Annotated in this window: 13 protein-coding genes; 5 read left to right on the forward strand and 8 right to left on the reverse strand. The window is 43.9% G+C overall.

Translation table 11 applies throughout. The annotated features are described in order from the left end of the window. Positions 1-42: 42 nt before the first annotated feature. Together AB4512_RS06540 and nagA are read right to left on the reverse strand one after the other, a co-directional pair. Positions 43-1,257 carry an ROK family protein gene (locus AB4512_RS06540; RefSeq protein ID WP_017062194.1) on the reverse strand — a complete coding sequence of 405 codons (1,215 nt, stop codon included), beginning with the start codon at positions 1,255-1,257 and terminating at the stop codon, positions 43-45. A gap of 2 nt (positions 1,258-1,259) precedes the next feature. Then, positions 1,260-2,396: an N-acetylglucosamine-6-phosphate deacetylase gene (gene nagA / locus AB4512_RS06545; protein ID WP_372174646.1), complete on the reverse strand. Its 1,137-nt coding sequence runs from the start codon at positions 2,394-2,396 to the stop codon at positions 1,260-1,262. Between the two features lie 475 nt (positions 2,397-2,871). On the opposite strand from nagA, the gene nagE reads away from it, so the two are divergent. Continuing rightward, positions 2,872-4,422 (forward strand): N-acetylglucosamine-specific PTS transporter subunit IIBC, encoded by a 1,551-nt coding sequence (gene nagE / locus AB4512_RS06550; protein ID WP_032545860.1) that lies wholly within the window; start codon positions 2,872-2,874, stop codon positions 4,420-4,422. 299 nt (positions 4,423-4,721) lie between these two features. Next, positions 4,722-6,389 (forward strand): glutamine--tRNA ligase, encoded by a 1,668-nt coding sequence (gene glnS, locus AB4512_RS06555; RefSeq protein WP_017063407.1) that lies wholly within the window; start codon positions 4,722-4,724, stop codon positions 6,387-6,389. Positions 6,390-6,521: 132 nt separating this feature from the next. On the opposite strand, the gene AB4512_RS06560 is transcribed toward glnS, so the two are convergent. Then, positions 6,522-7,139: a prepilin-type N-terminal cleavage/methylation domain-containing protein gene (locus AB4512_RS06560; RefSeq protein WP_032547229.1), complete on the reverse strand. Its 618-nt coding sequence runs from the start codon at positions 7,137-7,139 to the stop codon at positions 6,522-6,524. Between the two features lie 57 nt (positions 7,140-7,196). Then, positions 7,197-7,643: a ferric iron uptake transcriptional regulator FcrX gene (gene fcrX / locus AB4512_RS06565; protein ID WP_017061956.1), complete on the reverse strand. Its 447-nt coding sequence runs from the start codon at positions 7,641-7,643 to the stop codon at positions 7,197-7,199. A gap of 207 nt (positions 7,644-7,850) precedes the next feature. Here fcrX and AB4512_RS06570 point away from each other — a divergent pair, with 207 nt between their 5' ends. Beyond that, the gene (locus AB4512_RS06570; RefSeq protein ID WP_017061955.1) at positions 7,851-8,357 is read left to right on the forward strand and encodes a DUF4442 domain-containing protein; all 507 of its coding nucleotides are present in this window, start codon (positions 7,851-7,853) and stop codon (positions 8,355-8,357) included. A gap of 96 nt (positions 8,358-8,453) precedes the next feature. Here AB4512_RS06570 and fldA read toward each other — a convergent pair whose 3' ends face one another. The 3 genes from fldA to AB4512_RS06585 form a co-directional block, all read right to left on the reverse strand. Further along, positions 8,454-8,987: a flavodoxin FldA gene (gene fldA, locus AB4512_RS06575; RefSeq protein WP_010436745.1), complete on the reverse strand. Its 534-nt coding sequence runs from the start codon at positions 8,985-8,987 to the stop codon at positions 8,454-8,456. Between the two features lie 58 nt (positions 8,988-9,045). Next, entirely contained in the window at positions 9,046-9,264 is a 219-nt protein-coding gene (locus tag AB4512_RS06580) for a DUF2788 domain-containing protein (RefSeq protein WP_004737900.1), read from the reverse strand. Between the two features lie 108 nt (positions 9,265-9,372). Next, a complete protein-coding gene (locus tag AB4512_RS06585; protein WP_017061954.1) occupies positions 9,373-10,134 on the reverse strand; it encodes an alpha/beta fold hydrolase in 762 nt (253 codons plus the stop codon). A 93-nt stretch (positions 10,135-10,227) separates the two neighbouring features. On the opposite strand from AB4512_RS06585, the gene seqA reads away from it, so the two are divergent. Together seqA and pgm are read left to right on the forward strand one after the other, a co-directional pair. Further along, entirely contained in the window at positions 10,228-10,767 is a 540-nt protein-coding gene (gene seqA, locus AB4512_RS06590; protein WP_017061953.1) for a replication initiation negative regulator SeqA, read from the forward strand. A 92-nt stretch (positions 10,768-10,859) separates the two neighbouring features. Then, a complete protein-coding gene (pgm, locus tag AB4512_RS06595) occupies positions 10,860-12,506 on the forward strand; it encodes a phosphoglucomutase (alpha-D-glucose-1,6-bisphosphate-dependent) (RefSeq protein ID WP_372174647.1) in 1,647 nt (548 codons plus the stop codon). A gap of 122 nt (positions 12,507-12,628) precedes the next feature. On the opposite strand, the gene AB4512_RS06600 is transcribed toward pgm, so the two are convergent. Beyond that, positions 12,629-13,387 (reverse strand): DUF1853 family protein, encoded by a 759-nt coding sequence (locus AB4512_RS06600; protein WP_017061951.1) that lies wholly within the window; start codon positions 13,385-13,387, stop codon positions 12,629-12,631. Positions 13,388-13,465: the final 78 nt, after the last annotated feature.

Consider the following 13,465-nt stretch of genomic DNA (forward strand, 5'->3'; position numbering starts at 1 on the left):
GTTTATACAAACACGGCCCGCGGAAAATCAGAATTGTTTTCTCTAGTCTTCGAGAAGCTTCTGCAGTAACACGCCGTTAAGCATGGCGCGCTTAATCATAGCAAAAGCTCCCATCGTAGGATGTTTATCGATCTGTGATGCTACAATAGGCAGGCCGCTATGGAAAGTCGTTAACGACTGATTCTCTACATTGCGCTTAATTGCAGGAAAAACAATCTCTTGTGCCTTGGTAATATCACCAGCAATGATAACTTTTTGAGGGTTAAATAAGTTAATCGTCATCGCGATAGCCTTACCTAACTGGTTTCCTACTCGAACTAAGCTTTGCTTGGCTAGCTCATCACCATTAATCGCGTGGTCACAAACGTCTTGAATCGTAATATGCTCAAGCTCTGTTAAAGAAGACTCATAGCCTTGTTTAATCAGCTTCTGCACGCGTTCAACGATAGCTGGGTTTGCCGCTACTGTTTCAAGACAGCCGAAGTTACCACATTGGCATTGCTCGCCTAGCGGATCAATTTGGATATGACCAATTTCACCCACATTACGGTTATGACCTAGGAAAACCTGACCATTAACGATAATACCTGCACCTGTACCACGGTGAACACTGACCAAAATAGAATCTTGGCTATCTTTACTTGCACCGAAGTAGTGCTCAGCAAGCGCCATTCCACGAACATCGTTACCAACAAAACAAGCAACATGGAATGTATCGCGAATAATGTCGCTTAATGCGAGGTTATCGATGTCGGTATTCGGCATGTACTCAACAACACCGGTCGTTGGGTTAACCAAGCCTGGAAGCGTGACACCAATAGCAATCAGTTGATCGATCTTTGGTTGATGCTCAGCAATGAAAGCTTTGAGGTTATTGACCAAGCCTTGGGTAAGGTCTGATTGGTCTGAATAATTCAGGTCTTGCTGTTGGAAAGCCAATTCACGACCACCAAGGTCATGCAGGCTTATTTGAATGTAGTCTCGACCCAAACGCACAGCAACAGAATGAAAAGGCTCTACTTCTGTGGTTAGGGAGATAGCGCGTCTACCGCCAGTAGACGCTTGCTGCGCAACCTCTTTAATTAGGCCGCGCTCTAAAAGTTGGCGGGTAATTTTTGTAACACTTGCCGGTGCGAGTTGGCTTACATCAGCCACTTGTATACGACTGATAGGCCCCTGTTGGTCTATAAGTCGGTATACCGCCGCACTGTTTAGTTGTTTAACTAAGTCTACGTTACCTATTTGTCCGCCATTCATACTTAATTGTGCTCGTATTGTCCGTTAACAACAGTCGCTTTAACGTTAAAGTCTCGGTCAAATACAGCTAGGTTTGCAACCATGCCTTTTTTGATTCGACCTAGCTTGCTTTCTACACCGATAGCCGTAGCTGGGTATAGCGTAGCCATGCGAAGAGCTTCGTCTAAAGCGATACCAGCGTGCTCAACTGTATTCTGAACTGCTTCAATCATAGTCAGAGCTGAGCCGCCCAGTGTGCCGTTTTCATCAACACACTTACCATCACGGTAATATACTTTCTTACCGACAAAAATAAAGTATTCCATGTCAGCACCTGCAGGAGCTGTGGCATCCGTCACTAATACCAACTTTTCTCCCTTGATTTTATGCGCAATTCTGATGTTTGCGTAATCAACGTGGAAGCCGTCGGCAATAATGCCAGCGTAAACCTCAGGAGTATCGTAAATCGCGCCAACAACGCCAGGCTCACGACCAACCATCGGCGTCATTGCATTGAACAGGTGAGTGGCGAACGTGATACCAGATTCGAAACCTTGACGCGCTTCTGCGTAAGTTGCGTTGGTGTGGCCGATAGAAACGACAACGCCAGCTTTGTGCAGGCGTTCGATGTGTTCAGGGTCGTTAAGCTCTGGAGCCAATGTTACTTTTGCAACAAGGTCACGGTTCTCACAGATAAGCTCAATCATTTCGTTGTCAGATTTACGAATGTGATCGACGCTATGGATGCCTTTTTTCGCAACGTTTAGGTAAGGGCCTTCAAGGTGCAGACCTAAAGATTGGTTTTGGTACTGGTTATGGTATTCACGAGCTGCCGTAATAACCGCACGCATATCTTCGTCTGAAGAGGTGATAAGCGTTGGTAGGAAGCTAGTACAGCCAGATTTCAGGTTTGCTTTGTGCATGATCTGCATGGTTTCTGCAGTGATCTCATCGTTAAGCATTACACCGCCACAACCATTCAGTTGTAGGTCAATGAAACCTGGGCTTAGGTTTGCTCCGTCTAGGTCGCGAAGCTCGATTCCTTCTGGCAATTCAGAGATAGGACAGACTTTTTTGATCAGTTCGTTTTCGATTACAACAGCATGATTGGTTAGAACATCACTACCAGTGTAAATTTTACAGTTACTTAGCGCGTACATAGTCAGCTAATCCTTATTTCGTGAGATCTTTTAAATTCGTTCGTTACCTAAATGCGGACTTAGTTTGCGAGCATCATTTACGTAACGATTTATCTTTTATGGGCAAACGGCTTCAAAATGAGAAGCGATTTAAGTTGTTGAAAAACATATGAACAATTGATTTTTATTATACATTTAGGTCCATCAATAATGATTATTCACGGTGCTCTATAAGCCCGGAGTTACCATCTTTTTGCCTAATGATTAGATTTGGATTTTATCCATAAATGTTCATTTTTTTGAATGATAAAATAAGTTTTATGATCTCGCTAGCAAAAACCTCTGGATTTGGTAAAAACTGGTGATTAGGATCACAAATGGTAAGGTTTTAATTTGCGGAGCAAAATTAATTGAATACACTGAATAGGACTAAATTGAGCGACTAAAATAAGTTTCTCAAACGAATTCTAAAAAATCCTATAGGGGGAAACAACTGGTGAATATTCTAGGATATGCGCAGAAGCTTGGTAAGGCGTTAATGCTACCAATCGCAACGCTTCCGATTGCGGCATTGCTGCTACGTCTGGGTCAACCAGACTTACTCGATATCGCATTCATGGCATCTGCTGGTAACGCAATCTTCAGTCAACTACCATTATTGTTTGGTTTGGGTATAGCTATTGGTCTTTCTAAAGACGGTAACGGCGCAGCAGGTCTTGCTGGTGCAGTTGCTTACTTTGTTCTGACAGCAACCGCAACAAACATCGATGCTAGTGTAAATATGTCATTCTTCGGCGGTATCTTTGCAGGTATCATCGCAGGTCACTCTTACAATGCATTCCACGCGACTCGTCTTCCAGAGTGGCTAGCATTCTTCTCTGGCAAACGTCTAGTTCCTATTATGGCTGGTCTATTTGCTCTAGTTGCTGGCGCAATCTTTGGTGTTGTATGGCCTGCTGTTCAATCTGGTCTAGATGCACTTGCTCACGCAGTTTCAACGTCTGGCGCTATCGGTCAATTTGTTTACGGTACTCTTAACCGTGCACTTATCCCAGTAGGTCTACACCATGTACTGAACTCGTACTTCTGGTTCGGTATGGGCTCTTGTCAAGAGATCGTAGTTGCTGCAGAAGGCTTCTCTCAACTTTGTGTTGACCCTGCACTAGCTAAAACTTTAGTTGTTGGTCAAGAGTACACATTTGAATTTGCTAACTCAGTTAACCCAGAAATTGTTGCAACTGTTAAAGAAGTAACTGAAACAGTTAAATCTGGCGACCTACACCGTTTCTTCGGCGGCGATAAAGGCGCTGGCGTATTCATGAACGGTTTCTTCCCAGTAATGATGTTCGGTCTACCAGGTGCTGCACTTGCAATGTACCTAGCTGCTCCTGCTGAAAAACGTAGCCAAGTTGGTGGCGCACTATTCTCAGTTGCATTCTGTTCATTCCTAACAGGTATCACAGAGCCGCTAGAATTCATGTTCGTATTCCTAGCTCCTGCTCTATACGCAATGCACGCTGTATTTACAGGTTTGTCTCTAGTAGTTGCTAACATGTTTGGTACTCTGCACGGTTTCGGTTTCTCTGCTGGTCTTATCGACTTCGTATTGAACTGGGGTCTAGCAACTAAACCATTCGTACTACTACTAATCGGTCTTGGCTTCGGTGCTCTATACTTCTTCACTTTCTCTTTCGCAATCCGCGCTTTCAACTTGAAATCGCCAGGTCGTGAAGATGATGACGAAGCTGTTGCAGCTCCTGCTGGCGAAGCACCAAAGGGCGACCTTGCACGTCAATACCTGAAAGCTCTAGGTGGTCACGACAACCTAACTTCAATCGACGCTTGTATCACTCGTCTACGTCTAACTCTTAAAGACCGCTCTGTTGCAGATGAAGTTGTTCTTAAGAAACTTGGTGCTAAAGGTGTGGTTAAACTAGGTGAAAACAACCTACAGGTTATCCTAGGCCCACTAGCTGAAATCGTAGCTGGCGAAATGAAAGCTATTGGTGCAGGCGAAGACCTATCTGATGTAAAACTTCCACAGTAAGGGAAGTACTTAGTTAAGACGTAAAGTTACTCTTAAGTAAGTGTCAAATTGAAAGCCTCCCACATGGGAGGCTTTTTTGTGCCTGCAGTTTAAGACCAGCGAACACGGTTCGTTCTATTCTTCATCGAATAGCAGAAATAATCGCAATTAACGGACGGTTCTTATTGTGCAAAGGCTAAGAATTGTGGATGATTAGCAACAATGATCTTTCTATCTTTGACTGGCGCTATAAGCGACCGTTTTCTTGGGGATGAAAGATAACTTTCTCTGACAATACTAAATACATAGAGGTGCTATAGATGAGTGAAGCTGAGGCTCGTCCATCGAATTTCATTCGCCAAATTATTGATAAAGATTTAGCGGATGGTACACACAGTAGCGTGCATACTCGTTTCCCGCCGGAGCCAAATGGCTACCTGCACATTGGTCACGCTAAATCTATTTGCTTGAACTTTGGTATTGCTCAGGACTACCAGGGACAATGTAATCTTCGTTTCGATGATACAAACCCTGAAAAAGAAGACGTTGAATACGTTGAGTCAATTAAGAATGATGTAAGCTGGTTAGGCTTCGAATGGTCTGGTGATATTTGTTACTCATCAAACTACTTCGATACGCTTTACGCTTATGCTGTGGAATTAATTAATAAAGGCTTAGCGTATGTTGACGAGCTAAGTCCTGATCAAATCCGTGAGTACCGTGGCACGCTAAAAGAGCCTGGTAAAGCGAGCCCATACCGTGACCGCAGCCCTGAAGAGAACCTAGCGTTGTTTGAAAAAATGCGTGACGGTGGCTTTGAAGAAGGTAAAGCGTGTCTACGTGCTAAGATCGACATGAGCTCTTCGTTCATGGTTATGCGCGATCCTGTTATCTACCGTGTTCGTTTTGCTCACCACCATCAAACGGCTGACAAGTGGTGCATTTACCCAATGTACGACTTTACTCACTGTATCTCTGATGCGCTGGAAGGTATTACGCACTCTATCTGTACGCTTGAATTCCAAGATAACCGTCGTTTGTACGATTGGGTTCTAGATAACATCACGATTGACTGCCAACCTCGTCAGTACGAGTTTAGCCGCCTGAATCTTGAATATACAGTGATGTCTAAGCGTAAGCTGAACCAACTTGTGGTTGAAAACCTAGTTCAAGGTTGGGATGACCCACGCATGCCTACTATTTCTGGCCTACGTCGTCGTGGTTTTACTTCAAGCTCGATTCGTGAATTCTGTAAGCGTATTGGTGTAACTAAGCAAGAGAACATGATTGAGTTCGGTTCACTTGAATCTTGCATCCGTGATGATCTGAACGAAAATGCACCTCGTGCAATGGCTGTTCTGGATCCAGTTAAGATCGTTATCGAAAACTACGAAGCAGATACAGTAGAAACGTTAACGGTTGCAAATCACCCAAACAAGCCAGAAATGGGCACTCGTGAAGTACCATTTACACGTGAAGTTTGGATTGAGCGTGATGACTTCCGTGAAGAAGCAAACAAAAAGTACAAGCGTTTGGTTCTAGGTAAAGAAGTTCGCCTGCGTGGTGCTTACGTGATCAAAGCTGAACGTATCGAAAAAGATGCAGAAGGCAACATTACGACTATCTTCTGTTCTTACGACAATGAAACATTGGGTAAGAACCCTGCAGATGGCCGCAAAGTGAAAGGCGTTATCCACTGGGTATCTGCTGATAAAGCACTGCCTGCTGAGATTCGTTTGTACGATCGTCTATTCACAGTGCCAAACCCAGCCGCTGCTGATGACTTCGCTGCAACGCTAAACCCTGAATCACTTGTTACGCTAAATGGTTTTGTTGAACCTAGCTTAGCAGAAGGTGTGGCAGAGCAAGCGTACCAGTTTGAACGTACAGGTTACTTCTGTGTGGATTCGAAAGACTCTAAAGCAGATGCACTAGTCTTCAACCGCACGGTTGGTCTACGTGACACATGGGGTAAAACTGAAGCTTAATGCTTGAGTATTTAGTTTGTTAAAAACGACCCAATAAAAAACCGGCTTAGGGCCGGTTTTTTTGTGTCTTAAATTTGATTACCAAGGTGTTTCTAGTGACCAACTAGCGTTTTAAGCACTAGAGCCAGAGTTTTAGGGATTATTAGGGTCTTGTTGGGTTACTTCACCCGTGCGTGAGTTATACCAGAAAACATAACCTGCATTACCAGGATCGCTGTCGAAATCGACTCCAGTGTAGATGAAGTAGCAAAGCGCGAGTTTGTTTTGAGGAGTACCGTCTTTGGCAACAAAACTATGGTTTTGACGGCGGGTAATAAAATCAAAATTGTTGGACTGGTTCGGGTCTGTAGTAGCGGTCAGGTCGGTTGTCATAATGGCATTCCATATTGACACACACCCTTGGTCACCTTGACCTATGTTGTAAGGCTGCCCCATAGGGTTGCCTTTATCGACGCCGAGTGGGTAGCCGACGTCATTTATGTCCAATTGAGCATTGCCGTCTCCGTCTTCCCCAAAACCTGGCATGTCATTCATTTCAGCGTTGCCGCCGCCGCTGACCAGCCATTTACTGTGAGCAAACGTGATCGCAGTTTGAAATTGAGATTGAGCAGCGTCAAACAGAGCGATACGGCCATCGGTTTGAATGTTAAGAAAACGGGGAAGGGCAACAATAGCAAGCACTGCAATAATCACTACAACAACCAACATCTCAATTAAAGTAAAAGCCTTAACTAGCGGGATTCTTTTCATGGATACTTTATGATGCCCTATATAAAAAACGCCGGCCTAAGCCAGCGTTCTGTATTACTACTTCGCTTTATGCGCGTCTGGATTGCCTTTGCAATCTCCGTTAATGCTTTTGCCGTACAAGTACAAACTGTGGTTTGTTAGTTGCACGTTGTAACGCTGAGCAATCTCTTTCTGTCTTTCTTCGATGATGTCATCAGAGAATTCGATCACTTCGCCACAATCTAAACATACAAGGTGGTCGTGGTGGTGCTGTGTAGAAAGTTCAAATACAGACTTGCCGCCTTCGAAGTGGTGACGAGTTACAATGCCAGCGTCATCGAATTGGTTAAGTACTCGATAAACGGTTGCAAGACCGATTTCTTCACCTAGGTCGATCAGCTTCTTATATAAATCTTCAGCACTAATATGTTGGCAGTCTGGCTGTTGTAATACTTCTAAAATTTTGAGCCGTGGAAGGGTCACTTTAAGACCTGCATCTTTTAGCGCTTGATTATTGTCTGACATATACTTTCCTGTTGATGATCTGCAGCAATTAACAGAATTCAATATTAATACCATTATAGTTTAGTCAGGCATAACAATAAACCACGAACTTCAAAGGGTTACTTACTGACATCACAATCTGTTTTGTAAATTGGAAGTATCTCACTTATAGTGGAGGTACGACCAGTCAAGGTGACGGTGTTTCTGATATGAACATGGAATGTTGTTATGAATAAGCAACTCGCAAAAATATATAAACCCAACATTGTAAAATTTGCTCTTAATATTTGGCCTCCCTTTTGGGGAGCGGGTATTCGAATAGCCCACATTAGCACTGACTTTAGGGTTGTTAAGACAGTACTTAAGCTACGCTGGTGGAATAAGAACGCCAATCGTACTCAATATGGCGGCAGTATCTTTTCTCTTACCGATCCCGTTTACTCATTGATGTTAATGGGAATTTTAGGTGAACGATATTATGTTTGGGATAAAGAAGCGAGCATTAACTTCATCAAGCCGGGGCAATCGGACTTGTATGCAGATTTTGAGATAAGGCAAGGGCAGCTTGACGATATCTATCGTCAGACGCAACTCGGTGAAAAGTGTTTCCCCGAATTTATTATTCACGTGAAAGATAAGCAGGGTAATGTGGTTTCAGAAATTCAACGCACCCTCTATGTAAGAAAGAAGCCGCAATTTAGAGATGATGATGAAGCATTAGAGGCTGAGTGCTAATTAATAGATTTTAAATAGCAAAAAACCTCCTATAAGGAGGTTTTTTCATATCTACATAATGGTTATTAACTGTAACAATTAACAACCACTAGAGAATTAGTCTTCTAGCTCTGCTAGGCACATCTCTTCGTGGATTTGTTTAACCCAGTTAGATACGCGCTCATCAGTTAGCTCAGGTTGACGGTCTTCATCGATACATAGACCAACGAATTGGCTGTCATCGCCTTCAACTAAACCTTTCGATGCTTCGAATTCGTAGCCTTCAGTTGATGTGTGACCTAGGATAGTACCGCCTTTCGCTTCAACGATGTCACGGATAGTACCCATAGCATCACAGAAGTATTCTGCGTAATCTTCTTGGTCGCCACAACCAAAGATAGCAACAAGCTTAGTTGAGAAATCAATAGCTTCTAGCTCTGGGAAAAAGTCATCCCAATCACATTGTGCTTCGCCGTAGTACCACGTAGGGATACCAAGCAGCAGTAGATCGAAGTTATCGATATCTTCTTTGCTGCTTTTTGCAATGTCTTGAACGTGAACGAGCTGTTTGCTCAATTGCTTTTGAATCATCTTAGCAACAGCTTCAGTGTTACCTGTATCGCTACCAAAGAAGAGACCTACACTTGCCATAGAATCATTACCTTTCATTTTGTCTGTTGTCGGTGTAATAAAGTTCGGAAGAGAATCGTTAGATCCCAGTTCCTTCCCAGCTTAGTTGGATTATCCCTTTGGCGATAAAACCCGCACAGCCAAGGAAAAGTACTAACCATACGATGCGACGACCAAATGGAGGAACATTTCCCTGCTTGAGAACGTCCTTAATTGCCATACCGATTAAAAAGAAAATCGCGGCAAACAGGAGATCTAAACCAACAGATTCGATGATGTTCATGTAGTCGTAAAGCATGGGAACCTTATATACCAATTTTGCTTGGGCGCACTATATCACTGTTGTGAGATAAAGTTAATCTGCAGTAATTACACAGCTCTCATTTATCTGCACGAAAAAGCGCAGTTAAGCGATGAATTTTCTAATTGCTCTAAGTACTTCTGCTGGTTTTTCAGCATGCAGCCAGTGACCTGTGTTGGCAATGACATGCGCTTTTGCGTTAGAAAATTGCTGCTGAACGGCTGCTTGATGTTCTGCGGTGAGGTAATCTGAATCCCCACCTTTAATGAGCAAGGTTTTGACCGAGGTTTTCTCGATCGGTTCCCAACCAATAATATGTGGGTAGTTGCTCAATAACGAAGCAACATTGAAGCGCCATTCCATGATGCCTTGCTCTGTTTTGAACAAAGATTTGGTTAAAAACTGGCGAACGCCATCGATCTCGATATGTTTTGCGAGAACCTTGAGTGCATCTGAGCGTGAAGTCGGCTCTTCTTCTATCACGGCTTGCAGGCCTGCGAATACGTTGTCGTGGCGACTCTGAGTGTACGCGACCGGAGCCATATCCAAGACAATCAATTTATGCAGCGCAAGATGTTGTGTCAGTGCCATCGCTACTTTGCCACCCATCGAGTGACCAATCACAGTGACGTCTTCTGACTTAAGATCATGCAGCAGTTGAGCCACGTCTTGTGCCATCGCTTGATAGTTATGAGTGTCACTATGGAAGGATTGACCGTGGTTGCGGAGATCGATACTAAGTACCTGATGATCGGCTTTTAGATCCCTAGCGAGCAAGCCAAGGTTGTCCAGATTACCGAATAATCCATGGATCAAAACAATGGTGTGACCCTCACCTTCAATTTTATAGTTGAGCTGTACTGACATTTTTATCTTATTCATGGTGGGTTTGACGTAGAGTATCCGCGCGGATCTCGCTATAATCCCCCAGAGTTTAAACATTGAGATTGTGAAAAGCGAATGAAAACAATTGAGGTTGATGAGGACCTATACCGTTTTATTGCGGGTCAGACAGAACGTATTGGCGAAAGCGCTTCAGATATTCTGCGCCGCTTGTTACAGGTTGATAGCCAAGGCATGGCTCCGATCGAAGAGATCGTTGAGCCAAAAGGTATCGTTGTTAGCAAAGAGGTAGGCTTTACTCCAGAGAAGTTCGATGGCGTTAAAGAAATGCGCTCACTACTAATATCAGATGAGTTTGCATCACTAAAGAAAGCCATTGATCGTTTCATGCTTGTGTTATCAACACTGCATAAAATCGACCCTTTAAGCTTTTCAGAAGCAACTCAAGTAAAAGGCCGTAAGCGCGTTTACTTTGCAGATAACGAAGCGACGTTGCTAGCAAACGGCAACACGACTAAGCCTAAAGCTATTCCACAAAGTCCTTTTTGGGTTATTACTAATAACAATACAAGCCGAAAAAGACAGATGGTTGAGCAGCTTATGAGCCGCATGAATTTCCAAGCAGAATTGATAGAAAAAGTAACAGGTTCAATTTAACGAAATCTGATTTAAACCTCATAATATCCATGGATAAGAAGATATTATGAGGTTTTTTTGTTTTAAAATTTTATATATAAGGATGTCGAAAAATGGCTATGCACCCTCGTGCTGGGCAGAAAGCTCAGCAGGAAGATCTTCATAATATCCCGGCTTTAGTTGCTAACTATTTCTTACAGCAACCGGATGCTACGAACCCAGATCATAAAGTACTTTTCGGTACTTCAGGTCACCGCGGTACAGCAGACAGATCAACATTTAACGAAAACCACATTCTAGCAATTGCACAAGCGGTTGCTGAAGTTCGTGCCGAGCAAGGTACAACTGGCCCTCTTTTCTTAGGTAAAGATACTCACGCTCTATCTGAGCCTGCGTTCTCTACGGTTATCGAAGTGCTTGTAGCGAACGGTGTTGAAGTTATTATTCAAGAAAACAACGGCTTTACTCCAACACCTGGTATCTCGCACGCGATTCTTACGCACAACCTAGTGAATGAAAAAAAAGCCGACGGCATTGTTATCACGCCTTCACATAACCCACCTCAAGACGGCGGTATTAAATACAACCCGACACACGGTGGCCCAGCTGAAGCTGAACTGACTCAAGCGATTGAAGACCGTGCGAACGTGATCATTGCTGAGCAAATGCAAGGTGTTAAGCGTACGCCTATCGCACAGGCTAAACAGTCTGAGCTAGTAAAAGAAGTTGACCTAGTCGCGCCATACGTCGCTGATTTGGTTAACGTCGTGGATATGGAAGCGATCCAGAAAGCAAACATCAAGATTGGTGTTGATCCACTGGGTGGCAGCGGTATTGATTACTGGCGTCAAATTGGTAAAGCGTACAATCTAGATCTTACTCTGGTAAGTGAAGCGGTTGACCCTTCATTCCAATTCATGTCTCTAGATAAAGATGGCGTAGTTCGTATGGACTGTTCTTCTCCATACGCAATGGCAGGCTTACTGGCGCTTAAAGACGAGTACGCTCTAGCATTTGGTAACGACCCAGATTACGATCGCCACGGTATCGTGACACCTAAAGGTTTGATGAATCCAAACCACTTCTTAGCGGTTTGTATTGATTACCTATACCGTAACCGTGAAGGTTGGGGTAAAGACGTTGCTGTTGGTAAGACACTAGTATCAAGTGCATTAATCGATCGCGTAGTTTCTGACTTAGGTCGCGAACTTTGTGAAGTGCCAGTTGGTTTCAAATGGTTCGTTGATGGCTTATACAACGGCCAGTTTGGTTTTGGTGGCGAAGAGAGCGCAGGTGCTTCTTTCCTACGTAAAGACGGTACGCCTTGGTCAACAGATAAAGACGGCCTGATTCTTTGCTTGCTTGCGGCTGAGATCACAGCAGTGACAGGTAAGAACCCACAAGAATACTACGAAGAACTTGCCGCTAAACACGGTGAATCTAAGTACAACCGTATTCAAGCGGTAGCAAATGGTGCACAGAAAGACGTGCTGAAGAAACTATCTCCAGAGATGGTTTCTGCTGAGACGTTGGCTGGTGATGCAATTACTGCACGCTTAACACACGCTCCAGGTAACGGTGCTGCGATTGGTGGCTTGAAAGTGACAACTGAGAACGGCTGGTTTGCTGCGCGTCCATCAGGCACTGAAGACATCTACAAGATCTACTGTGAAAGCTTTAAGGGTGAAGAGCACCTGAAAGCAATCGAAGCAGAAGCTCAAGAGATTGTTAACCAAGTATTTGCAGCCGCTGGCCTATAATCGAATCTCGATTACTAGAGTTGCTAAGTAAATAGAAGAAGGGTTGATGTGAAAGCATCAACCCTTTTTGTTTGTGTTAGTTACGTATAAGCGGGAAAAGGTAACTGAGTTAGCTCAGACGACTAACCGTGTGGCCAACTTTGTGGCATCACAAACCAGAATTGCCCCGACTTTGTTTGCCCATGGACGAAGCGATCACCGAACTCGGTGATCGGCTGACTGCTGAAATCATCCGTCCCTGCTGCCCATTGCTCTTTGGTGAGTGGATACAGTGGTTCACTGATTAAATGAGCCTGATCTTGATAGCACCAAAAGCCGTTTACTTGGCTTGGGTTAATGTCATAGCCCAAGCATTTTGTCGGTATGTTTTGCTCTAAGAAAGGGTTGGTATATAGACGACCTTGCATCAGTAAGTGTTTTGAGTCGACATCGATTTCTGGATATTGCTCAACAAAGGCGGCAGAAGAGGACATTTCGAGTTGGTGGCTGAGCATCCTGTCGAGTTTCTTATCCAATTGGTCGTGAGAGTTGGGTCCAAACCATGTTTGTTCGTGGAGCAGATAAAACTTAATCGCCACTTCCCAATGTTCCAGCTTTTGGCTGCTCTCTTCTTTAAGAATAAAGTCGATTGCACCGAGAGTTCTGCCTTCCACATTGATCTGAATCTCGTCGTGTTTTATCGAGTAATTCGGTGAGGCAGCGATCACTTGCTCGCATAGATATTGGTAGAGGAAACCTAATCTAGGATTACCCTCATAAGTATGTGATGAGTCGATGGCATGGTTGCTAGAGAATGCACTGAGATCCGAAACCGGTGGCTTGATTTCTAGTAATGGCGGTGAGTCGATGACCCATTGGTAAAAACGTTGCAGTGCTGTCATCTCTTCCTCATAAACTCATCGTGGGGCTTTCGACATTCTACCCGTAAATTGATATAACGACGTTATTATAAAGGTAAG

The sequence above is a fragment of the Vibrio sp. 10N.222.52.B7 genome, from assembly GCF_041474275.1.
GTDB classification, from domain to species: domain Bacteria; phylum Pseudomonadota; class Gammaproteobacteria; order Enterobacterales; family Vibrionaceae; genus Vibrio; species Vibrio crassostreae_C.